We start from the raw sequence: 21,548 nt of genomic DNA, 5'->3' as shown, positions 1-21,548 counted from the left end.
CATAGCCGGGCACGACGCCCTCCCTCCGGCTATCGCGTAAACGCCGCCGGAACGCCGCCGTCCACGGTCAGCATGCAGCCGGTCGTCTTCTCCGATTTTGACGAGGCAAAGTAGGCGATCGCTTCCGCGATATCCTGCGGATACACGTTCACGAGCAGCGTCGTCCGCTTGCGGTAATACTCCTCCAACTGATCCGGCTCGATGCCGTAAGCCGCGGCGCGTTCGCTGCGCCAGCCGGAATTCCAGATGGCCGAGCCCTGGAGGACGGCGTCCGGCAGCACCGAATTGACGCGGATGCCGTAGGCGCCTCCCTCGGCGGCAACGCAGCGCGCCAGGTGAATTTCGGCGGCTTTGGCGGTGCTGTAGGCGGAAGCGTTTTTGCCCGCGTAGACGGAATTTTTCGAGCCGACGAATACCATGCTGCCGCCGGTTCCCTGAACCTTCATGATCTTGAACGCTTCCCTCGCTACGAGGAAATAGCCCGTTCCCAGCACGTTCATGTTCAGGTTCCATTCTTTCAGTGTCGTATCTTCAAACGGACTCGATGTCGCCAGGCCGGCGTTATTCACGATAATGTCCACCCCGCCGAAGGCAAGGACGGTTTCCTTGTATGCTTCCGCGACCTGTTCTTCGCGTGTAACGTCCATTGCGGCGGCTATGACGCGTCCTTGCCCGTACTGCCGGTTAAGCTCCGCCGCCAGCGTCTGCGCCCCCTCCAGATTCAGGTCGGCCAGCACGACGTGGGCACCGCCCTTCAGCAGCTCGCGGGCGGCCGCGCCGCCTATGCCCCCCGCTCCGCCGGTAATGAACGCCACTTTCCGGGAGAATTCGGCTTCCGCCGGGGCAAGTGTCAGCTTGTACAGCTCCAGCGGCCAATATTCAACGTTATAGGACTCGTTTTCACTCAGCGAAACGAAGTTTCCGAGCGCCGTCGCTCCCCTCATCACGGCGATGGCACGATGATAAAGGGCGCCGCTCACTTGGGCCATTGCCCGGCTTTTGCCCGTATTCACCATCCCGAGGCCGGGAATCAGAATCACTCTCGGCGCCGCCTCGAACATCGCGTCACCCTCGTTCCTGTTGCGTTCAAAGTAAGCCTCGTACGCTTCCTTGTAAGCGGCGATGCCGGACTTCAGCGCTTCGATAAGGGCCGGAACATCAGCTTCGGCGGGATTCCAATCCACGTAGAGCGGCTTCATCTTCGTATGAACGAGATGATCCGGACAGGCGGCCCCCACCTGGGAAAGCGCCTGCGCCTGGCGGCTGTTCACGAATGCCAGCACATCTTCTCCGGCATCGGCCGTCAGCAGCATCTTCCGTTCCCCGCCGACAGCTCCGCGGATGACCGGCAGTACCTGCGCGAGGATCTCTCTGCGTGCGGAGTCCGCCAGCGTTTCATACTTCGCGCCGCCGAACAGCGCAGCGCGATTCACGCGCGATTCGATGAAATTTTCCGCCTCCGAGATAATTTCGATCGTCTTCTTGTAGCAGGCCGCCGACGTCTCCCCCCAGGTGACCAGTCCGTGCTTTTCCATCAGGACAAGCTCGGCGCCCGGGTTGGCGCGTACGCCTTTGGCGATCATTTTCGAAAGGGTGAAACCGGGACGCACATAGGGCACCCAGACAAACCGGTCGCCGTATATTTCGCGCGCCAGCTCTTTGCCGTTATCCGCGCAGCAGAGAGCGATGATGGCATCGGGATGCGTATGATCCACATGTTTAAAAGGAAGAAACGCATGCAGCAGCGTTTCGATCGAAGCCCGCGGGTGCCGACTGTTCACCATGCAGTGTCCCAGATAGGCGACCATTTCTTCGTCGGTCATCTCTTCCCGCTCCATAAGCGGACGAATATCGTCCAGGCGCAGGCCCGTGAAATTTTCCGCTTTCATGGACGCAAGGTCCGAGCCGCTGCCTTTTACCCACATGACCTCGATTTCCCGCCCGCGAAAATCGGTGACCGCCGTTTTGGCCGAGGTGTTGCCGCCGCCCCAATTGGCGACCGTTCGGTCAAACCCGAGCAGGTTCGACCGGTACACCAGTTCGTCCAAACCTTTCTTAACGCCTACCGCGACTTCCGCATCCCATAAATTTGCCGTCATTTTGTGCTCCTCCTCAGGAATTGAACGAGTATTGTTTTGCTTTACTTGCACTTGTTTTCTTTTATTTAATCGTATCATATCTTTATTTGTTTTTGAATATTTATTTTTATGTTTGCTTTTCTTCTTTGGATAAATAAAAAAAGACAAAAACGGGAGGGCCCGTCCTGTCTTTGTCTTTATTTTGTGAAGTTGTCTGTCTTTTTATTGGGTTGCGGGTTGCTTCTTGCGATTTAGCGGAAATGGTCCCAGAAGTCCCAATACTTGAAATATTTCGTGCGCAGGAAATACCTCGATGGCAAATGGTCGGCCGGGAGACGGTCGCGCTTCCCCTGTTTCTGTTCATCGCTTCGCTCCCTGTGCTGCGGCCGAGTTTCCGTGCGGCTCGGCATCCGATTTTCCGGCTGTTTTTCAACCTGATTTGCGGACCGGCTTGCCGGCTTTGCTTCTGTACCATCCGTTCCTTCATTAGAATGGGCTTCCGTCTGGAGGTTGGCGCAGTGTCTGCCGCAGCCTGTCCCCTCTCCGCCGTTGAAAGCCCTCCTGCATGTCCCGTTGCGGCACATGGCGTTCACCTCTTTTGTAAAATTAATCGTCGGATTTCCATTCCTTCTTACTTCCTCTGTTTAAGAGTTTGCCGTCAGTCCCGGCTCCGGCGCCGTTTTGCGGGAAGCCCACAGCCGATATGGGATGATGAGGGCCAGGCACACAAGGAACAGCGCGTAGAACTGCGGATTCGGAATCCGGTTGATCCGGAAAACGGCGTCCAGCAGAGCCACGAAAAAGGCAAACGCGATACGGGCGCTCCTTGTCGCAGGCGTGGATTTGGGGTCCGTGATCATGAAGAAGGCAAACAGTTGAAGGGAGGCGCCCATGAGGGGCCCAAGGGCCGCAAACAAAGGCGCTCCGAAGAAGAAATGCCGCACGAACGCAAACAGCGTAAAGCTCCCGAGGAAAGCCAGCACCGCATCCAGCCGGTTGGCGATGTAGCACACCACGATGCCTAGGCACAGGATCAGAATCATAACGCCGATGCCGTTCGTCCACTGTTTGGGAGTACTCACCGCATACTGGGGCAGGGAGTAGAGCATGATGACCATCGCCACGTTGTTGGGGTTGAAAATATGCCCGCCTTTGAAACGGATGGCATATTTCAGCGCGATCGCGATAACGGCGGTGAGCGCGTAAGGCCACAGCTGATTGGAACTGAGCAGCAGAGAGATGCCGATTCCCGTGATCAGGGCGCTGAGCGGAAATATCCACGTTTTATTTTTCAGCCGGTTCAGAATGATTTCCGTCCCCGTGGTACAAACGACTGCCGCAAAAACCGCATCCCATTTCTGGAAAAAGCCCAGGTACACTTGCCCGGCTATCGCAAAGCTGCTCAGGAACGCCAGAATAAAGTATCTCGGGTCAATCCGGTAATCCCGCCAGGATACGACCGAACGCAGATGCGTATTCATTTCGTTGCGCATGAAATTCCTCCGTTATTTCGAAATGGTTGAAATCTGAAACCGCCTGTAGGGGGTGAACCGGTCCGACTTCCGGTTGATGCTTTTCCATTCCACTTTGTAGTTGCCTACCGTGCCCTGCTCATGTTCACCCAGCAGTCCCTTGAGCTTATTTTCCGCTTCCGTTTTGCGCAGCGCCGCCGCCCTTTCTTCCTCGGCCCCCTGCCGGTACTGCCCAATCCACCCTTCCGCTTCTTCCGTCAGGCGCACGGACGAGTTCCGGCTCGTCGGCGGGGGATACAGCCGGTTCAGCAGATCGGACGAAGCATCCGTTCCGTCGAAGGACGGCGGTCTTCTTCTCAGGACATGCTCGTTCCAAAATACGGCTTCCCGGTCGATAAGCCGTTTGATCCGCTCTTCGCTGCGCTCCAGACGCACGGTACGGAACTTGTTGCCGCCGATCAGAACGGCTACCCACCAGTGATCCGCGCCCGTAACGGCCATATAGTGCTGGCACTGAAAATCAATCTTCGCGGGAACCCGGCCGTTCTCCCATTCTTCTTTGCTGAATTCGCCGGTTGATTTGCATAAAAGACCCGCATGAGAGCCAATCACCCAGCGGTCCAGGCCCGCCAGCATAAAAGAATGCTCCGGGTGCTGAAAAATCCAGTTTCTTCTCATCACCCTGTGTCCGGTCCGATCCGTAAATTCCCGTGCGATAAAATCTTTGAGCTTGCTGCCGAGCTTCATCGCTTCCTTCTCTTCCGAAGGAGGCAGTTCTCCGGTTTTATCCAGGTAAACTTCCAGAGCGGTTTTCCATTTGTCCGCTCCGCAGACGGCTCCCGCATCGCTGCCGCCGATTCCTTGTCTCCGCCAGGCGAGCCATTCCTCGTAAGAAAGATCTCGGGTATTCACAAGCTTCTTCGCACGCATACCATCTCTCCTTTACACCGGCAGCTTCTGCTGCGGTTACGAGCTATTCTTCCTTAAGCAGACTCCGCACCGTATCCATCCATCTCAAGTAATAATCCGCTTCCGTATCGTCCTTCCCCAACAGCTGCACGGCCTCGTGAACACGGTCCACAAATCCGGTGACTTTGAGAATGACGGGATAGGTGTATCTCTCCAATTGTTCGTCCCAGTAAACGGGGTCCTGCAAACGGCGCGCCTCCCAGCCGAAAGCAAGCCCCTGCCGGAAAGAAGGCCGGTATTGCTCCGGAATTTGTTTATCCGCATGGGCCGCAAACGCAAGCTGATCAAAAAAACTGTACGCTGCGGCTAACCCTACTCCACTATATGCATCATGTCTGAATTCAGCAGGTAAATTTTCCAGTTCGGCAGCTGTTTTTTGCAAATCGAATTCCGTTAAAAACCATAAACAACGGCCGAAACCCTGGTAGCAGACGCGCTGGTAGGGAAACGGGAAATGTTGAAATTTCTGAATAATCTGTTTATTTTTCTTATAGTGAAACAACGCGGTTTTAAATCCGGCTCCATCGAACACAATGGGCGCGTATCTTGGGTCCAGTTGCTTTATCCAGCGCTTGTATGCCCGGTACCGGAAACCGTACCGGATAGTGAGGTACCATCCGAGTCCCACGTAATACTGATACAGATATCCCGGCGACAACTGATGAACGTAAGCTTCGAAACGTCTGCCTCCGGACGGGAATAAAGCGGATTTTACCCCAAGTCCCATGCCGGCCCCTTCGTAAGCGAACCCTTTGTAGAACGGCTCGAAACGGTTTTCCAGCCTGGCACGCAGCTTGGGCATCCCCAATACCGGTTTCAAAGTCCAGTTGCTGCCGGACAAGAACGCTCTTAAAATCTGCGGGAATTTGCGGTCGTAATGGACATTGCCCGTGAGCGGAAATTTGGCGACCATCTTCGGGATGCTGCGGTGAAAAGCTTTCAGATAAATGAAGAGAGCAAGAAAGGCTAGGCATGCCCCTATTCCGGCTGCGACTGCAATGACCTGCATGGATCCATCTCCTCCGCTTTCCTTGTGGCTGAAACGGTTGACGCGTCTGTAAAAGGCAGCGTCTTCCTTGTTTTTTCATTTCCCTCCTTTTTCTTCTTATTGCGAAGCGGCTTTGCTCAATCTATAGACGGACGGGTTTACCCCCACCTTCCTTTTGAAAATTCTGCCGAAATGAGTCAAATCGTTATAACCTACCGAGAAACAGACGTCTGTTACGGGCTCTCCTCTTTTCAAAAGAAGCTTCGCTTTCTGGATGCGCTTATTCATCACATATTCTTTGAAGCCCGTACCCACATACTTCTGAAACATCCGGGAATAGTGGCACCGGCTGACATAAATTTGCGAAGCGACTTTCTCGAGATTCAGATCGTTCTCGCATATGTTTTCGTCGATGTAGGCCAGCGATTCCGCGAAAAGCCGGTTATCATGGGAAACTTCTTCATTCTGGGCCACCATATCAATCAGAGATATCAAGGAAGATAAGCTGATTTTATCGGCTCCTGCTAACGCGAGCAGAGGACTGTTGATTCTCAGCTCGTTCACATTCCAGGTTTTCGGAAAAGACGGCTCGAATGTAAGAAACACGATCAGTTTATAGTGCGCCTGCTTGACCAGTTGGAGAGCGGAGTTAAAATCGACAAACTCGGTCAACTTCACTTTTTTGGAAAGAAGCAGCAAATCCGCCAGGTAATCTTTACATCTCTCGGCTTTATGTACAAAGACCAGCAAATCCACTTCGTTCATCCCCCTCTTGATAGTTGGTGAATTTTTCATAAATTAGTCCAAAATGATAAATTAGCTGATTAAGTGCTTCTGAAATAAATTTTACCAATAAAACTTTGTCGTTGATCTGCTTGAATTGTCACCTATCCGTCTTTTTTTGTCATGAAGTTTCACATCCCTAGAAAAAGTTAAACATAAATATTCAATTTATTTTGGATGAAACTGGTAAAACAAATTATATACGCTTATGCGTGTGAAAACAAGGATAAAATTCGAAAATGCGTATTTTTGAGTATTTGTAATACAGGAATAAATAGCTATTTTCTAAAACTAATGTTTGATATACTATTAGAACATATGTTTGTTGATTGTTCTGGAATATGCCGAATTGGGGGCTTGCAAATGAATGAAATTAATCATCGCATTAAAGAGCTGCGGTTAAAGCACAACTTGACCATGGCCAAGATGGCCGCTATGATCGGAGTTTCTCCGGGAAACATCAGTGATTGGGAAAATGGCAAAAAAAAATCGACCCCTACTGCTAGAGCATTGATCTCCATTTCCAAACAATTCAACGTTTCTCTTGATTGGCTAATGACAGGTAAGATTCCTGATTTTCCTTCAACCTTGATCCCCTTCCCTCCTTCCGAGAAGAGCCATCCACACATAGATGCCTTGTATGATGTCGCCGAGCAGCTTGAGGAGGAAGATTTTGTCCTCCTCCAGACGATGGCCGCTCATCTTGCAAGCAAGAACCGGGCTCAGACGCCGGGTGAGCTGTACCGGTCCGGGAAGGTGCGAGCCGCTTCCATCCAACCGGACAGCGAACTCCGTGAAGCTTCGCTCTCCGCGGAGTATTACGTCCGGCTTCCCCTGATCGGTAAAGTTACGGCGGGCAGTCCGATCCTGGCTGCGGAGAATATCGAAGAGTATTTCAGCGTTCCCAAAAATCTGGTGGGCCAGGGAAAACATTTCATCCTGCGGATTCAAGGGGAAAGCATGATCAACAAAGGAATCGAGAACGGCGACCTGGTGCTCGTCCGTCAACAGTTATGGGCGGACAACGGGGAAGTGATCGTCGCGTTGATCGACGGTGAAGAAGCGACGGTGAAAACCTTCTTCAAAGAATCCAACCGGGTCAGGCTTCAACCCGCCAACGATCGCTTTCAGCCTCTCTATCCGGTTAACGTCAGCATACTGGGCAAAGTCGTGAGCGTGCTGCGGGACGCCGAATAAACCGGCCGGACATCAACAAACGCCGTACAGCCGGCAACAAACGAGGAGTCCCGCCGACCTCCGTCATCGTATCCTAGTTTCATAACGGATGAATGGAGGGCTCGACTTGCCGTCGTTGGATCGATTTGAAGTCGGACTGCCGGACCGTCAGGCAGAGGAACCCAGTCAAGTTACGGAGTGCGCATTCGACAGATGCCGCAGCCCGATTTACGCCGGAGAGAAGAATTGGGACTTCGACCGGGACTGGTTCTGCAGCGCAGCCTGTATCGCCAGGCATTTGGGCGCCGAGAAACGCTATGTGGAGTAGCCACCTAGAAAAAGTCCGGGGGACAACGGAAGCTCCAAACGGAGCCGCCTCCCCCGGACTTTTTGGCGTGTTAACAGCCGGCCATACAGCGGCTCTCCTCTTCCGGAGGAAAGTCCTCTGCCTTGCCGCTGCGTCTTTAGACGGTTTAGACGGGAATGCCCGTTTTCCCCGCTTTATTGGCCAGCAGCCTGTAAGGCACCCCGAGCAGGAGCGTGACCAGAAATGAAGCGTAAAACTGCGAATTCGTTATTTGATTCACACGCAGCCAGGCATCCGTAAAGGCAATTAGAAAGGCGAACAGAATCCTCGCTTTCCGGGTCGGCGGCGTCGTTTTGGGATCCGTGATCATAAAGAAGGAAAAAAGCTGAAAGGATGCCCCCATCATCGGACCGAAGGCGTACAGGACCGGTTCTCCGAAAAATCCGACTCTTATAGCAGCAAAGAAGGAAAAACCCCCGATAAAAGCCAGGACGGAGTCCAGCCGTTTCGCTTTATAGGCCGCGAAGAGACCGAGAATCATAATGAGGCTCATGACCTCGATCCCGTTGGTCCATTGTTTCGGAGTACTCACGGCATAGGCGGGCAGAGCGATCAGCATGATCACCATCGCGACATTGTTCGGGTTGAAAATGTGGGCGCCCCGCAGCCTTACGAACTGCTTGATCGTGACAGCCAGGACGGCTGTCAGGACATAAGGCCATACGGCATAGGAGCTGAGCAGCAGACTGATTCCGATACCCGTAATCAGGGCGCTCAAGGGGAACGCCCACTTTTTCTTCAGCCAGCCGACCAGAATAAATTCAAGAGCGACCGCTGTAAGCACAGACGCGAAAAAAGAGTCCCATCTCTGAAAAAAACCGAGAAACAGCTGGCCTGCGGCAACAAAGGACAACAAAAACGCCAAAATATACAGTCTCGGATCTTTGCTCATCTAGTCCTTCTTTTCGGTCAGTCTCAAAATCTGGTTTTTGGGAACGTCCCGGAACTGCTCCACTCTTCCGCTGGGCCAGCGCACCGTGATCTTGTCCGCTTTATCCGCCTTGCCGAGGCCGAAGTGCAGGCGCGGATCGCTCTGGCCGCCGAAGCTGTTGGCTCCGTCTTTTTCCATGACCGTTTCGACTCCGTTCACTTCAAAAGTCACCCTCGCCCCTATCGCGTCCCGGCTGCTCGGCGCCGTGCCGATCAAATCCAGCTTGATCCAATTGTTCTGATTGGTGACGGTATTCTCGTAAACTCTGGCCGGCCCGCCCTGATTGGCGAACACAAGGTCGAGCTTGCCTTGGTTGCGGATGTCTACCGCCGAGATGCCGCGTCCGTCTTCCACGAAGTCAAGCCCGACCTGCCCCGCTATATCCGTAAATTTATTTCCCTGCGGGTAAAAAAGAAACTTGTTCTCATAGCCGGAAAGACTCTTGTCTGCGAAAGCCGGCCAATTCTTCGTATCCTCGACGATATTGCCCGGTGTCGTTGCGAGTGTCCCGAGATCGAACCAGTAATCTTTCTTCTTGCTGGCGGAAACAAACCCCGTCTGTACGACCAGACTCGACTTGCCGCTGTTGTCCAGATCCATAAAACGGGCGCCCCAGGAGAAGCCGGCCAAATTGACGCCCATTTCTTTCCCGCGGTCGATAAACTGGCCGTCCTTCTCGTGCCACAGCTGATTGCCTTCCAGAATATACTGGGATTTGCTGACGTTGCTGACGTACATGGCCGGCTTGCCGTCATGGAAAATATCCGCGAAATCGACGTTCATTCCTTTGAAGGTATCATCTCCGATTCCCCTCGGTTGAACCACAGCCGTAAACTTCTTGCCCTCTTCGTTCAAATACAGGGTATCGGGACCGAAATCGTTGGCATTGTAGATATCCGGCCAGCCGTCGTTGTTCACGTCCCATGTCCCGGAAGCGAGGGTCCAGCCTGTATCGCCCACCCCGAGCTCCGCGGTGACGTCCGTGAATGTACCGTCCCCGTTATTGCGGTACAGCACGTTACGGCCGCCGTTGCGCGCCCTCTCGAAATCGTTATGCATAATCTTCGTCGTCGTCAAATTCCACAGGTCGTTCTTTTCATGAAAATAACAAGACAGGTACAGATCCAGATTGCCGTCTTTGTTGTAATCGAGGACGATCGCCTTGTTGACATAGCCCTTGTATCCAACCCCCGCCTGATCCGTGACTTCCGTAAAAGTCCCGTTCCCGTTATTGTGAAACAGGCGGCTTTTGCCCCAAGAACCGACGAACAGGCTGGGATACCCACTGTTGTCGTAATCGAACCACACGGCCGCTTCCGAGATTCCGTCCTTGTTTACATCCGCAAGCCCGGCGGATTCGGCCGTTTCGGTAAAGGTGCCGTCTCCATTGTTGTGGAACAGAGCGTTCTTGGAGCCTTTGGCGGAGTTTACGAAGTAAAGGTCCATAAAACCGTCCCCATCATAGTCCGCCGTAAACACGCCCGCTCCGGTCGAAGCCATCCAAGGCATAATGTTCGCCACTTTGGAGTCGAATGTCGGCTTGCTGTGGGTGAATTTGACGCCGGAAGCCTGTGTGGTCTCCTTCAACGAAAAGCCGAAATCCGTCCGGTTCTGCCCGGCGCCGCAGCCGGTGGCCGTCAGAAGCAGCGCCGACACGGCAAGCAGCATTTTGCTCAAAGGTTTAACCTGCATGTACTCTCCATCTCCCCATCCGTTCATAATGAGATCCGGCTTAGCTTTGTCCCGCCCTGCCTGTAATAAAGGTCAGAATATCCTCCAGTGTAGCGATGCCGCCGAGATCGTCCTCCGTCATTCTTACGCCGAATTCTCTTTCCAGGGTAACCACGAGCTCCAGGACAGCCAGAGAATCAATTCCGATTTCGGGCAGGGGTTTCCGCAGGAAAGCGTCGGCGTCCAGTTCTTCCATCGGCTCCGTAGAATCCAGAAGACTCACCGTTACTTCGATAATGCGGGATTTCACAGCTTTAACGTTCATGACAGTTCTCCTTTTCAAAGTAATCCTCCGTCCACAACCAGCACGGCGCCGTTCATATAAGAAGCCGCATCCGAGAGAAGGAAAAGGACGGCGGAGGCCGCCTCTTCAGGCGTTCCCAGTCTTCTCAGCGGGATGTCCTTTTCCAGGTCCCGCTTGCGGCGGGCGGGAATGGATTCCAGCATGTCGGTGCCGATAAACCCGGGAGCAACGGCGTTTACCCGTATGCCCAGAGGCCCCGCTTCCTTGGCAAGCGCCTTGGTCAGTCCGATGACGCCCGCCTTGGAGGCGGCATAATTGGTTTGTCCGGCCGCTCCGGCAATTCCGGTCACGGAGGAGAGGTTCACCACGCTCCCCCTTGAAGCGGCAAGGGGACGGATGAGGTTTTTCAAAATGATATGCAGGGAGGTAAGGTTCACCTGAAGGACGGTGTCCCACTGCTCGTCGGTCATCCGGTACATCGGCGTATCCTGCAAAATTCCGGCGTTGTTGACGACTCCATGCACGGGACCCTCTTCCAGCAGGTTTGCGACCATTCTTGCGACGGCAAGCTTGTCTGTAAAGTCCGCCTGCACGCAAGAGACACGCGATAAGTCATTCCCCGTTTCATCCAGAAGCGTTTCTGCCGCCTGCCGGTCCTTCGAGTAGGTGAAGACTACGCGAGCGCCTGCCGAAGCCAGCTGTTTGACGACGGCCCTGCCGATCCCCCGGGACCCCCCGGTCACCAAAATCGTTTTTCCTGTAAAACTGTAAGTCGTCGTGGCCATAGTTCCTCCTAATCCGGCTTGTTGAACAGCACGGCCGCGTGGAATCCGCCGTAAGCGGGTACCGATTTTAAGGCGGAAGCCGTTTTGCGGTGCGCGGTTAGCGTCTGAACGGGAAGCTGCACCCTTGGATCGGCTTGTTCGTAATTCAGCGTACGAAGCAGAATCTCTTTCTTCATGCAGTGCAGAAGCAGTACCGTTTCGATCATGGCGCTCGCTCCCAGCAAATGCCCGAAATACCCCTTGAAGGAGGTTACGGCCGGAACAGGCCGGTTCAGACGGCCGAAAGCGCGATGGATTTCGTTCGCTTCGTACCGGTCCCACAGAGTACTGCCTGACCCGTGCGGTACGATAACGTCGATTTCCGGAGCCGTGCCGTGTCCGGCGGCCTCCGTGATGACCGACGCGTAGGAGTGCCTCGAAACGTCCGGAAGCGTCATATGCCAGTGTTCCTGGAGGAAGGCCCCTCCGCGGTAAACCGCCAGCGGCTCTGCCGGCCTCCCCGCTGCATGCTCGGCCGATTCGAGAATGATCGTGCCCGCACCGTCCCCAAGAATGGAGCCGTCCCTATGCAGGTCAAACGGTCTGATTTTCATCTGTCCGGAAACAAACCCCTTCTCCTGCAGCCACAAATACTCCGATGCGTGCGCGTAGTCCGAACAGGCGACGATAACGAGATCGGCGCTGCCGCTCGCAATAAGCATCCTCCCCAGCTCCAGCGCATACAAACCCGAGGCGCACGCATTGTTTACGACATAGCCCGGGCCGTTCACCCCCAGCAGCTGTGCCAGGTAAAACAAGTAGGGAAAAGTCTGGATATTAAAAAATTCACGCCGGAACTCGTTGAAAAGCGGCGTTTTTTCCGCTTGGTCCTTCTGTGAGGCGGCATCCTGATAACGGATGAATTTATCCGTCAGCTTCACGGCGCCCAGATTCTCGTGACCGATAACGAGCCCGATTCTGCTGTCTCCGGTTATCCGGAAAGAGGCATCGTCAAGCGCCTGCCGGATGGACAGAAGCAGCATGCAGAAGTCCCGGTCGTCCAGCAGATGATTTTCCGCAAGCCACCGCACACTCTTCTCTTCCAGCCAATCGGACAGGTCGAAATCCGGCAGAGAAAAGACCGGATATTCCAGGCGGTTGCCGTCCGGAAAAGGATAGGAGCGGCGGGACGGCTCCGGTACCGAATCGGACAGTGCGGCTTCCCATACCTCTTGATTGGTCATGCCCAGGGAACACAACATGTTCGTTCCCGTAACCAGAACGCTAGTATTCTTCACGGTTATCTCCTCTTAACGATGCGGATTTGCACGGATTTAAAACTCGACGGCAAGCAGCCCCTCCGGGCCGGCATCCGCATAAATCACGGACGTTCCGGACGGAAGCTCCCCGCTTCTGAGCCTGACAGCCAGAACCGCCGGAAGCTGCTCGTCGGTCACGCGGGTTGCGGCCGCATCCGGCAGGTCCGTTCCGCTTGCTACGCGAAGCTTGAGGCCGTCCCCCCCGGAAGGCATCCGGGACAGCACCAAAGCTACGACGGACTCCCTGGCTGCCCGGTACCGGATGCTTCCCTCGAAGACGGCGGGCGGCAGCAGCCTTACGATGCAGACCGCCACTTGGGAAGCACGGCCCGACTCCAGCATGTCGGCCGCGTACTGCAGCGACTTCACCGAGGAGAAGTCCCCGCCCGATATCGTGACATTGGGGCCGCCGAGCCCGAAGTAGATGGATGCCTGGCCGGCTATTACATTCAGTACGGTTTCCGGAAACAGACCCGGGTTCGTGTTGTTCACCCCGTACGTTTCCGCCTCCTGCTGCAGCCGGTCGATGGCTTCCAGATTCGCGTCGTTGGTTCCGACAACCACGCCGATGTCGTTTCTCTTCCCATCCGGGACGTGCCCCGGAATCGAGGCCATTTGCAGCGCCTCCTTGATGGCCAGACAGGCCAGCCGGACGGCTCTGGAATGCCTTTTCAGCCCTCTAAGACCCCCTGCCGCATCCTCCGGTTCATCTTCGATCCGGGAAGACAAAGTCTCGTCGTCCGAATCTTCAGCCGGAGGCCGGCTGTCCGGACGTTCGACAATCGCCGCAAAGCTGGGGGCCATGTAATACCCGCACCCGCTTAAATAAATGAACTGCGGCACCGCTATTCCCCCCTTATTCCAAGTTTTCCGGCCGCTGTCCATGAACGGCGGACAGAACAATCGAGGAGTTTACTCCTCCGAACGCGTAGGAATTCGACAAAACGGTACGGTACCTGCCGGGCGCGGGTTCCTTCATGAGAACAGGGACCGGGCAAGCCGGATCGGGCTGCTCCAGATTAAGCGTCGGCGGAGCCACCCCTTCTTCCAGGCATTTCACACTCATCACCGCTTCAATCGCGCTCGCCGCGCCCAGCGTATGGCCGATGTGGCCTTTAATCGAGCTGGCAGCCGGAAGACGCGTCTCCTTGAAGACGACCGACAAAGCGGCCGCTTCCATCTTGTCGTTCGCCTGGGTGCCCGTTCCGTGCAGGCTCACATAATCGACGGCGGACGCCGGGACCGCCGCCATCTTCAAAGCGGCGCGCATGGCCCGCACGGCGCCTTCCCCCTGCGGATCGGGCTGGGTAATGTGATGAGCGTCGCAGCTCATCCCGTACCCGAGCAGCCCGGCCCGCGGACGTATCCGGCGCGCCTGCGCATGAGCTTGCGATTCGATGACTAGCACGCCCGCCCCTTCCCCGAGGAGGAGCCCTTTCCGGCGAACGTCGAAGGGCCGGCAGCGGTCGGGCGCCATGGCGCGCAGGCTGCTGAATCCCGTAAAAGCGACCCAGGACAGCGAATCCGCTCCGCAGGCGATCATCACGTCCGCTCTGCCGGACGCAATCTCGTCCATGGCTCTGGCGATGGCGAAATTACCCGCTGCGCAAGCGTTGGTGAACGTCCATACGGGACCCCTCAATCCGAGCAGCCGACTGATCTGCTCCGTTATGACATGCGGCCCTCCGAACGCCTCGCTGCGCTTCCCTTGAATGGCGCCTTCGAGCGGGTCGATATCTCCCATCGTGGTGCCTACGCAGAGCCCGACCCGGCAGCGGGAAAGCGCAGGCTTATCGAGCCCCGCATTCCACAGAGCCTGCTCGATGGCGGGCATCAGTATCCGCGTCGCTCTTCCCGATTTTTGGAGAGCGTCCGGAGCGTATTCGGAGAGGGGGATGTCGTCGATCTGGCAGCCCATCCGGTTCGTATGCTTCTCCACGTCAAACACCGTGATCGGTTTGACGCCCGTCTCTCCCCGCAGCAGATTTCTCCAGAAGGATGCCTCATCCGTTCCGATCGAAGTTACGACTCCCAAGCCCGTTACCACTGCCGGTTGACCCGCTTGACGGGATCGTTCTTCGGGTGCATAGCCTGCTTGGTTCATTTGCCCTGCCCTTCTTTCATGGGATTCCAAATGGGGCTGAGGTCGCTGATTCCCGGTTCCGGCCGCTGAAACTGATCCATGCCCCGCTCACGCACGACAATCTCGACTGCCTGCTCCTTGGAGGCTTGCGCCCGCTCCTTCAGGGCCGGATCATCCGGATGAGCTTGATGTCCCTCTTTCCAAATCTTCATGCCGTCGCCGACCTCGCCTTTTTTAACCAATGCATCCCCCAGTGCCGTGTACGCCAGCGTCCACATGTAGAAAGGATGGTCCTGTTCGAACTTTTTCGTGACAGCCAGACAGAAGGACAGATCCTGAATGGACTTATCGATCCGCTGCAAGCCCACCGGCCAGTACAGATTATTGATTCCGCGGGCATAATGAGCCAGCCAGTCGTAAGGGTCCTTCTCCAGCACCTCATTCATCAATTCAATGGAATGAACAGATATTTGTCCGAGAGAGGCGGTTCCCAGAGACTCGTTCTGCATCTGGTCCACGTAAGCCAGCGCCAGCTGCAGCTTGGCTCTTGCCGGGGGCTGCTCCAACGATTTCATAAACGATACGAAGGCATCGATCCGGCCTTCTTTGCCCATCGTTATCCGGAGCGCATTGCCGTAGGCCAGGTTATCCGGTTCGGCGGCGACCTTTTTCTGCAATTCTTCTGCGCTTCCCAGCGCCTGGCCGCCGGCTGCGGCTTTTTCTTTCTCGAACGCAAGATTATACTCCGCAAGCCGCATACCGTCGGATACCGGTGGAAGCTTGTACGGCCGATTCCAGTAATAATAAAATTCCGTTAATAGTCCTGCCACAATCAGAACGACAAGCAAGAACTGCCATCTTTTTCTCATACGGTTCCCCCTCGCTTTGACTTGTTTGGGATCTCCCTTAGACTTTCATAAAATAAACTGGCTGTAATAATGCTTGCGGTAATCGGAAGGACTCACACCGACCTTCTTGCGGAAGATTCTTCCGAAATGGGTCATGTCTCCGTATCCCACGGCGTAACAGGCATCCGTAACGGAGTGTCCTTTTACGAGCAGTTTCTTGGCCTCCCCGATCCGCTGTTCGATCAGATAGTCGCGGAAGGTGATGCCGAATTGTTTTTTAAACCGTTTCGAAAACTGCCATTTGCATACGTAGCATTCTTTGGCCACGCTCTCCAGAGAGAGCTCTCCCGTGCCCAGGTTGTCCTGGATGTGCTTAAGCACGCGCTCCCAATCCATCTCCGTGTCGGGTCCGGCACCCGCGAAAGTCTTTCTCGAGAAGACATGGCTCTGGATCGACGCCAGATAGTGAAACAGAAGCTGGATCACAAACCGCGACTGCTTGTCCGCCTTCGTAAAAACATACACCGGAACGGAAGCGTCCGCAGGCAATTCGCCGGTCTCCACCCGCTCGTTCTCCGTGAGAACGACAAGCGCCTCGCAGCTTCCGGCCGTGGCCTGCCTGCGGGCATCTTCCGCCGTTCCGACGTGCAGAATCAATCCGTCGGCCACATAAGCCGCAGCGGGCGTATTGCGGGAATCAAGCGGATCGCTGTCCGCCGGGTCGCTATCCCCCGCATCCCTGCCGGCTTCCCTGTCCCAGAACACGATCATAGGCTAGCCCTCCCGGCTTCCGGTTATAATCGCGCCGCGGACCGGCCCTTCGTTCATCTTGACGCAGATGTCCCGGAAGCCCGCGGCTTGCATGACCTCCCACCAGTCCTCCGGGCGGAGAAACCCGAAACAGGACGTGTCCCCGTCCGCTCCGCCGACCGGCTTAAAATCGGGCAGCAGTGAGAAAATAAACTCCTGATGCAGCCTGGACCGGTAATGCTCCCTCACACACTCGGACAACACGATCGTTCCTCCCGGTTTCAGCAGCCGGCGCAGCGCGTCCAGTGAAAGAGCCAGATCCTCCGCGCAGTGCATGACATTGACGGCATAGATAAAGTCGTACGTCTCCCCGCCGCTCTTCACCTCGTTGATATCCAGTGTCAGCTGGCGGAGCTTGTGCGGGGGGAGCTCTCCTTCGAGCATCCGGCCGGCTTTCGCGGCGAGCAGTCTGCTGGCGTCCGAGACGGTGTACTCCTCGACGAATTTCGACCGGAGGCGGATTTCCGTCAGCAGAGCGCGTGTTGCCGAACCGAAACCTGTACCGAGCTCCAGGATTGTGCAGGATTCCGCGGGAATCAGATCCGCCAGCTCCTCCGCTGCCCACTGGTTGTGTACCGCGTACAAGTCATGCGCATTGTGGAAATACACTTCCCACAGGGCGATGCCTTCGCGGTTAAACAGCCTGTGCTGAGGCTGAACCTCTCCCCGGATGGCCCGCAGCCAGAATGTCCCCGCGTATTCGATTAGCTTCAGGGAGGGGGCCACGTGCACGGCCGGGAACGGATTGCCCGGATTCGTCCACTCTCTGCCTTTGGCCGTGAGTGTCAGGACCGCTGTGCCTCCGGGCCCGGTCGTCTTCCCGACGAACTCCTGCTGCTCCAAAAAATGAAGAGCCCAGTTCAACAGCGGCCTGTTCTCTTCCGAACAGGCGATCTGAGAAAGCAGCCTGCTCTCCCGCACCGGGCCGTTCAGGTCGATGCCCCCCGCCTTCATTGCGTTCAAAAGGGTAAAGGCCGTAAAATCCGATACATATTCATAGGCCGCATGATAGGTTTCGTTAAACAAAGCCGTCTTAACGGTCGTAACACCACTCACCCCTGTTCCTCCCAGCCTTACGATGTGGTCTCGATCTCAACGATCCGCTGCCGGATCACATGATAGTCGATGAAGACGTATAGCAGCGCGCCGTTCTCGGTGCGGACGTCATGGGATTCCGCCAGGCCCGCCGTAAGGAAATCGCCTTCTTTCATCACTTCGTTCTCGTTTAAAATAAGATCGCCTTTGATCAGGTAGGCGAATTCTCTTCTCGGGTGGTCGTGCATGGGAATGAAGCTTCCGGGATGAAGTTTAACCAGAAAGCACAATCTGCCCTGCTCGTCTTCGTACAGGTAGCTCATCTCGGTGTTTTCATAAATGCCCGGCTCCCAGTTCATTTCTTCCCATTTAATGAGCTTGTGTTTATTTTCGATTTCCATCTAGAACCCTCCCGGATTAATCCGTTTTTTTCTCCAGATGAAGCAGCATCCGCGGACTTGAGGTCGTAAGCGGAGACAAATCGAAGCCTCCGTATATTCCCTTGACGTCCAGTCCCGCATTACCGTGCAGCCGCAGCAGCTCGGCGGCCGTATACAAACGCAGGTTCAACCGGGATGACTTGAGCTCCCCATTGTCAAACCACGTCATCTCTTCGTTCCATCTGCCGGTTACGCTGTCGAAATCCCGCTGCGACCATACGGGACAGCCGTTCATCATGTCCCACGTTTTTTTCGCGCTGTAAAGAAGCTTGAAGTCCCGGTTTTCCGTTTCCTGAATCAACTGTCCCCCCGGTTTTAGAGCGCGGTAGACACGATGCAGAATGTCTTGATTCTCTTCTTCGTTTTCCAGATACCCGAATGCCGTGCCGAGATTAAGAACCGCATCGAATTCGTCCGCGAAATCAAGCTCTCTCATATCCAGAGACTTGAACACCGCCTCGGCTCCGGATGCCTGAGCCCGCCGCCGCGCCTCGTCCAGCAGCGTATCCGACGCGTCGATACCCGTCACTTGGTACCCCCTCAGAGCGAGAGGGACGCTGATCCGGCCTTGTCCGCAGCCCAGGTCGAGAATGGACGCGCCTTCCGGCAGATTCAGCAAGGACAAAAGCTGCCCGATTTCGAAACGGGTACGCTCTTCATTCAGAATCACTTCCGAGAAAAGGAGATAGTCCTTCCCGAAAAAGTCGTGCCAGTGCTCTCTTGCCGCCACTGTCTTCACCCCATTCGCCGTAATGCTCTCGTCACCCCGTGAACGAGAAAGTCGCATTCTTCCCCGCTGACATTCAGGGGCGGATACATAAGAAGAATGCCGTTGAAATAATTGCCCATTATGCCTTCGTCGTGGAGATGCCCGGACAACCGGCGCCCCCATTCGAAATCGACCGGCTCTTTGGTCGCCTTGTCCTTCACGAATTCAAGCGCAAGCATAAGGCCCATCCCCCGGATATCGCCCACGTTCGGATGACCGGCCAGCGCGTCCGCAAAATCATCCAGAAGCCCCTGTCCGCGCACGGCCGCATGATCCGGCAGTCCGTCCTGCTCGATGATTTCCAGCACCTCCAGAGCCGCCGCGCAGCCGACCGGATGTCCGCACTGCGTCGAGCCGTGAAGCAGGATGCCGCCGCTTCCGAACAAACTGTCGTCCAGCTCGCCCGACATCAGCACGGCCCCCATCGGGAAATAACCGCCGGTCAATCCTTTGGATACGGCAAGAACATCCGGCTCCAGCCCGTATTTCTCGCTCAAGGACCAGTGTCCCGTTCTGCCCAGTCCCGTCGTAACTTCATCCGAAATCACCGCAATGCCGTATTGCCGCGTCAAAGCCCTGACTTGTGAAAAAAACGGCTCCGGCATAAGAACCACTCCGTTCACCGCCTGAATCGGCTCCACAAGAACGGCGGCGATCGTCTCGGGGCCCGCTTCCCCAATCAGGCGCTCCAGCTCCTTCAGGCAGAAGTCCGCCGCACTTTCGGGAGAAGAAGCCGCCGCCGGAGGCCTGTACAAATTAGGCGCGGGAGCGCACAAGCAATCATCGAGGCCTCTTCCGAACATTTCCCGGATGCCCAGATGGGTAACCGAACCGGAGCCGTAGGTTGTTCCGTGAAAGTTTCCGTCGAATGAAATAAACTTGTCCCGCTTCGCCTCCCCGCGGGAGATGAAATGCTGCCGGATGAGACGCATTGCCGTTTCCACGGCCCCCGATCCGTCGTTGGTAAAGAACACCTTGGCATACCGGCTGCCGCAGAGGCGGAGCAGTTTGTCCGCCAGCGGCTCGACCAGGTCGTGCGTCTGGGCGCAGGTCGACGCGAAGCTCAGTCGTTCCATCTGTTCCTTCATCGCCTGGATGACCCGCCAGTTGGAAAGCCCTACCGTGGGAACCGCCGTAGTCGTATACAGATAGGCTTTGCCCTGCGTGTCGTACACCCAGGAACCGTCTCCCCGCTCCAGACAGGTTACCTGCTCGAGCCAGGTGTCCGTCGTTAGTGTGCCGCTGGGAGGCATCCATGTAAACGGATGGACGACCGGATAGCTTTTGTGCATGAACTCACCTCAAAGATTGGATTGGACGAATCAGCTTTCCACTGGCCGTCTTCGGAAGCTCCTCTTTCATTTCGATCACATCCGGCCACAAGCGGGAATCTTTGATCTCGTGTATGATCGTCGAACGGATTTGTGTCATCAGGACCCCATGTTCACAAGTGATCCAGGCATGAACTCTCGTCCGGTCTTCGGAATAATCCGCAAAAACGAGCGCTTCCTTGATTCCCCGGAGCTTCATCAGCTCGCTTTCGATCTCGCTCGGGTCCATATTGACTCCTCCCCGGATGATCAGGGAATCGGCTCTTCCGAGAATATAGATGTCGCCTTCCCGGATTACGGCCCGGTCGCCCGTCCTCAGCCAGCCGCCCTTGATTTTCAGCGAGGTCGCGGCCGGATCCCCGTAGTAGCCTTTCATGACGTTCGGTCCCCGCACGTACAGGACGCCTTCCTCGCCTTCCTCGGCAGCCCTTCCCTCCGTGTCCTCCGCCCGCACCTTCACCTCGACGCCCGCCAAAGGTCTGCCGACGCAGCCCTTCCGGTTCAGGAAGGCGCCCTCCTCGGTCAGACAACTGATCCGGGGCGAAGCCTCGGTAAGTCCGTAGGCGTTCCAGACAGCCGCGCCCGGAAACGCTTCGGCAATGAGCTCCGCCTGTCTGACGGTCAGACACTCCCCACTCAGCATGAGGCAGCGGAGGCTGCCGAAATCGAACCGTTTCCGGAAACGGGCGAAGGTGGCGGCGACGGTGGGCGTTGTGCCGAGAATGGTAATGCCGTCCCGCTGGATGCTCTTCATCGTGCTCAGCGGATTCGTATCCGGGGGCCGGAAGTAAACGGCCGCTCCCCCGAATAAGGACGGCAACAGCTCGCCTGTAAAGGCCGAAGCGTAAGTAAGCGGCCGGAACAGATAAAGCCTGTCCTCCGGAGCCGGCTTGAAGTAGCCCAGGATGCTGCCGACGTTCGACCAAATGTTGCCGTAGGTCAGCATGACGCCTTTGGGCCGGCCGGTCGTCCCCGACGTGTACAGGACGACCGCGACGTCCCGCAGCTCTTCTCTGGGTGAAGCCGTTACCGGCTTAAGCCCGGGGAGAAGCTCGCCGTCTTCGTTTAGAAGCGCCGGTGTGATATACAGCTCCGGCTTGATCCAGCTCAGCACATTTTCGGTCAAACCGGGATTTTTGGCGGGATCGACCGGAACGAGGGTGACTTTCTGCCTCAGAGCCGCCAGAAACAGCGGGATCGCTCTCCAGCCGACGGAAACGTCGATGGCGACGGTCCGCTGTCCGCGGTTTGGATCGGCCGCGAGTCCGGCTATTTTCAGCATCCTCGCATGACTCTGCGCAAGCTCCGTTATTCGGCTGTAGGTGACTTCATGAGTTCCATCCACTGCGCATAGGCCAGAATGGTCAAGTAGCTGACGGAAAAATAACTTTGCATCCATCCCCGCTCCTC

The 21,548-nt window shown here is 55.9% G+C and carries 22 protein-coding genes; 2 read left to right on the top strand and 20 right to left on the bottom strand.

Annotated features, from left to right (window positions below; all coding sequences use genetic code 11):
* Positions 1 to 29: 29 nt before the first annotated feature.
* The 6 genes from ABH899_RS21365 to ABH899_RS21340 form a co-directional block, all read right to left on the bottom strand.
* Positions 30 to 2,099 carry a bifunctional aldolase/short-chain dehydrogenase gene (locus ABH899_RS21365; protein WP_370000373.1) on the bottom strand — a complete coding sequence of 690 codons (2,070 nt, stop codon included), beginning with the start codon at positions 2,097 to 2,099 and terminating at the stop codon, positions 30 to 32.
* Positions 2,100 to 2,205: 106 nt separating this feature from the next.
* Positions 2,206 to 2,565 (bottom strand): hypothetical protein, encoded by a 360-nt coding sequence (locus ABH899_RS21360; protein WP_370000371.1) that lies wholly within the window; start codon positions 2,563 to 2,565, stop codon positions 2,206 to 2,208.
* Between the two features lie 157 nt (positions 2,566 to 2,722).
* A complete protein-coding gene (locus ABH899_RS21355; protein ID WP_370000369.1) occupies positions 2,723 to 3,571 on the bottom strand; it encodes an RnfABCDGE type electron transport complex subunit D in 849 nt (282 codons plus the stop codon).
* Positions 3,572 to 3,583: 12 nt separating this feature from the next.
* Complete coding sequence (locus tag ABH899_RS21350) at positions 3,584 to 4,480, bottom strand: YqaJ viral recombinase family nuclease (RefSeq protein ID WP_370000367.1); 897 nt, start codon at positions 4,478 to 4,480, stop codon at positions 3,584 to 3,586.
* Positions 4,481 to 4,523: 43 nt separating this feature from the next.
* The gene (locus ABH899_RS21345) at positions 4,524 to 5,528 is read right to left on the bottom strand and encodes a DUF1702 family protein (RefSeq protein ID WP_370000365.1); all 1,005 of its coding nucleotides are present in this window, start codon (positions 5,526 to 5,528) and stop codon (positions 4,524 to 4,526) included.
* Positions 5,529 to 5,624: 96 nt separating this feature from the next.
* A complete protein-coding gene (locus ABH899_RS21340) occupies positions 5,625 to 6,272 on the bottom strand; it encodes a helix-turn-helix transcriptional regulator (protein WP_370000363.1) in 648 nt (215 codons plus the stop codon).
* 381 nt (positions 6,273 to 6,653) lie between these two features.
* Between ABH899_RS21340 and lexA the strand changes: the two genes are divergently transcribed.
* Positions 6,654 to 7,487 carry a transcriptional repressor LexA gene (gene lexA / locus ABH899_RS21335; RefSeq protein WP_370000361.1) on the top strand — a complete coding sequence of 278 codons (834 nt, stop codon included), beginning with the start codon at positions 6,654 to 6,656 and terminating at the stop codon, positions 7,485 to 7,487.
* Positions 7,488 to 7,593: 106 nt separating this feature from the next.
* The gene (locus tag ABH899_RS21330; RefSeq protein WP_009677182.1) at positions 7,594 to 7,794 is read left to right on the top strand and encodes a hypothetical protein; all 201 of its coding nucleotides are present in this window, start codon (positions 7,594 to 7,596) and stop codon (positions 7,792 to 7,794) included.
* A 145-nt stretch (positions 7,795 to 7,939) separates the two neighbouring features.
* On the opposite strand, the gene ABH899_RS21325 is transcribed toward ABH899_RS21330, so the two are convergent.
* The 14 genes from ABH899_RS21325 to ABH899_RS21260 are packed head-to-tail and all read right to left on the bottom strand — an operon-like array spanning position 7,940 to position 21,537.
* Positions 7,940 to 8,725 carry an RnfABCDGE type electron transport complex subunit D gene (locus tag ABH899_RS21325; RefSeq protein ID WP_370000359.1) on the bottom strand — a complete coding sequence of 262 codons (786 nt, stop codon included), beginning with the start codon at positions 8,723 to 8,725 and terminating at the stop codon, positions 7,940 to 7,942.
* Positions 8,726 to 10,456 (bottom strand): CRTAC1 family protein, encoded by a 1,731-nt coding sequence (locus ABH899_RS21320; protein WP_009677202.1) that lies wholly within the window; start codon positions 10,454 to 10,456, stop codon positions 8,726 to 8,728.
* 40 nt (positions 10,457 to 10,496) lie between these two features.
* Positions 10,497 to 10,760 (bottom strand): acyl carrier protein, encoded by a 264-nt coding sequence (locus tag ABH899_RS21315; RefSeq protein WP_009677204.1) that lies wholly within the window; start codon positions 10,758 to 10,760, stop codon positions 10,497 to 10,499.
* Positions 10,761 to 10,774: 14 nt separating this feature from the next.
* Positions 10,775 to 11,524 (bottom strand): SDR family oxidoreductase, encoded by a 750-nt coding sequence (locus tag ABH899_RS21310; RefSeq protein WP_009677181.1) that lies wholly within the window; start codon positions 11,522 to 11,524, stop codon positions 10,775 to 10,777.
* A gap of 8 nt (positions 11,525 to 11,532) precedes the next feature.
* Positions 11,533 to 12,801 carry a beta-ketoacyl synthase N-terminal-like domain-containing protein gene (locus ABH899_RS21305; RefSeq protein WP_370000356.1) on the bottom strand — a complete coding sequence of 423 codons (1,269 nt, stop codon included), beginning with the start codon at positions 12,799 to 12,801 and terminating at the stop codon, positions 11,533 to 11,535.
* A gap of 36 nt (positions 12,802 to 12,837) precedes the next feature.
* Positions 12,838 to 13,665, bottom strand: a complete 828-nt coding sequence (locus ABH899_RS21300) for a beta-ketoacyl synthase N-terminal-like domain-containing protein (RefSeq protein WP_370000353.1) — start codon at positions 13,663 to 13,665, stop codon at positions 12,838 to 12,840.
* A gap of 13 nt (positions 13,666 to 13,678) precedes the next feature.
* Positions 13,679 to 14,926 carry a beta-ketoacyl-[acyl-carrier-protein] synthase family protein gene (locus ABH899_RS21295; protein WP_370000351.1) on the bottom strand — a complete coding sequence of 416 codons (1,248 nt, stop codon included), beginning with the start codon at positions 14,924 to 14,926 and terminating at the stop codon, positions 13,679 to 13,681.
* The gene (locus ABH899_RS21290; protein WP_370000348.1) at positions 14,923 to 15,774 is read right to left on the bottom strand and encodes a tetratricopeptide repeat protein; all 852 of its coding nucleotides are present in this window, start codon (positions 15,772 to 15,774) and stop codon (positions 14,923 to 14,925) included. The genes ABH899_RS21295 and ABH899_RS21290 overlap by 4 nt, the downstream gene beginning before the upstream one ends.
* 45 nt (positions 15,775 to 15,819) lie before the next feature.
* Entirely contained in the window at positions 15,820 to 16,524 is a 705-nt protein-coding gene (locus ABH899_RS21285; protein WP_370000346.1) for a helix-turn-helix transcriptional regulator, read from the bottom strand.
* Positions 16,525 to 16,527: 3 nt separating this feature from the next.
* A complete protein-coding gene (locus tag ABH899_RS21280; protein ID WP_370000343.1) occupies positions 16,528 to 17,619 on the bottom strand; it encodes a methyltransferase in 1,092 nt (363 codons plus the stop codon).
* Positions 17,620 to 17,636: 17 nt separating this feature from the next.
* The gene (locus ABH899_RS21275) at positions 17,637 to 17,999 is read right to left on the bottom strand and encodes a cupin domain-containing protein (RefSeq protein WP_370000340.1); all 363 of its coding nucleotides are present in this window, start codon (positions 17,997 to 17,999) and stop codon (positions 17,637 to 17,639) included.
* A 16-nt stretch (positions 18,000 to 18,015) separates the two neighbouring features.
* Positions 18,016 to 18,768: a class I SAM-dependent methyltransferase gene (locus ABH899_RS21270; RefSeq protein ID WP_370000337.1), complete on the bottom strand. Its 753-nt coding sequence runs from the start codon at positions 18,766 to 18,768 to the stop codon at positions 18,016 to 18,018.
* 5 nt (positions 18,769 to 18,773) lie between these two features.
* Positions 18,774 to 20,099: an aminotransferase family protein gene (locus ABH899_RS21265; RefSeq protein ID WP_370000334.1), complete on the bottom strand. Its 1,326-nt coding sequence runs from the start codon at positions 20,097 to 20,099 to the stop codon at positions 18,774 to 18,776.
* 4 nt (positions 20,100 to 20,103) lie between these two features.
* Complete coding sequence (locus ABH899_RS21260) at positions 20,104 to 21,537, bottom strand: class I adenylate-forming enzyme family protein (RefSeq protein WP_370000331.1); 1,434 nt, start codon at positions 21,535 to 21,537, stop codon at positions 20,104 to 20,106.
* Between the last annotated feature and the right edge of the window lie 11 nt (positions 21,538 to 21,548).

Origin of the sequence: Paenibacillus sp. RC84 (assembly GCF_041260495.1) — a bacterium.
GTDB lineage: Bacteria > Bacillota > Bacilli > Paenibacillales > NBRC-103111 > Paenibacillus_F.
This window is presented reverse-complemented; position numbering and strand designations above follow the sequence as displayed.

Excerpts from the sequence above, each read along its gene's own strand:
- ABH899_RS21350 (WP_370000367.1), bottom strand. The coding sequence starts at position 4,480 with ATGCGTGCGAAGAAGCTTGTGAATACCCGAGATCTTTCTTACGAGGAA.
- ABH899_RS21285 (WP_370000346.1), bottom strand. The coding sequence starts at position 16,524 with ATGATCGTGTTCTGGGACAGGGAAGCCGGCAGGGATGCGGGGGATAGC.
- ABH899_RS21340 (WP_370000363.1), bottom strand. The coding sequence starts at position 6,272 with ATGAACGAAGTGGATTTGCTGGTCTTTGTACATAAAGCCGAGAGATGT.
- ABH899_RS21360 (WP_370000371.1), bottom strand. The coding sequence starts at position 2,565 with ATGAAGGAACGGATGGTACAGAAGCAAAGCCGGCAAGCCGGTCCGCAA.
- ABH899_RS21295 (WP_370000351.1), bottom strand. The coding sequence starts at position 14,926 with ATGAACCAAGCAGGCTATGCACCCGAAGAACGATCCCGTCAAGCGGGT.
- ABH899_RS21310 (WP_009677181.1), bottom strand. The coding sequence starts at position 11,524 with ATGGCCACGACGACTTACAGTTTTACAGGAAAAACGATTTTGGTGACC.
- ABH899_RS21365 (WP_370000373.1), bottom strand. The coding sequence starts at position 2,099 with ATGACGGCAAATTTATGGGATGCGGAAGTCGCGGTAGGCGTTAAGAAA.
- ABH899_RS21315 (WP_009677204.1), bottom strand. The coding sequence starts at position 10,760 with ATGAACGTTAAAGCTGTGAAATCCCGCATTATCGAAGTAACGGTGAGT.
- ABH899_RS21320 (WP_009677202.1), bottom strand. The coding sequence starts at position 10,456 with ATGCAGGTTAAACCTTTGAGCAAAATGCTGCTTGCCGTGTCGGCGCTG.
- ABH899_RS21345 (WP_370000365.1), bottom strand. The coding sequence starts at position 5,528 with ATGCAGGTCATTGCAGTCGCAGCCGGAATAGGGGCATGCCTAGCCTTT.
- ABH899_RS21260 (WP_370000331.1), bottom strand. The coding sequence starts at position 21,537 with ATGGATGCAAAGTTATTTTTCCGTCAGCTACTTGACCATTCTGGCCTA.
- ABH899_RS21290 (WP_370000348.1), bottom strand. The coding sequence starts at position 15,774 with ATGAGAAAAAGATGGCAGTTCTTGCTTGTCGTTCTGATTGTGGCAGGA.
- lexA (WP_370000361.1), top strand. The coding sequence starts at position 6,654 with ATGAATGAAATTAATCATCGCATTAAAGAGCTGCGGTTAAAGCACAAC.
- ABH899_RS21355 (WP_370000369.1), bottom strand. The coding sequence starts at position 3,571 with ATGCGCAACGAAATGAATACGCATCTGCGTTCGGTCGTATCCTGGCGG.
- ABH899_RS21275 (WP_370000340.1), bottom strand. The coding sequence starts at position 17,999 with ATGGAAATCGAAAATAAACACAAGCTCATTAAATGGGAAGAAATGAAC.
- ABH899_RS21325 (WP_370000359.1), bottom strand. The coding sequence starts at position 8,725 with ATGAGCAAAGATCCGAGACTGTATATTTTGGCGTTTTTGTTGTCCTTT.
- ABH899_RS21265 (WP_370000334.1), bottom strand. The coding sequence starts at position 20,099 with ATGCACAAAAGCTATCCGGTCGTCCATCCGTTTACATGGATGCCTCCC.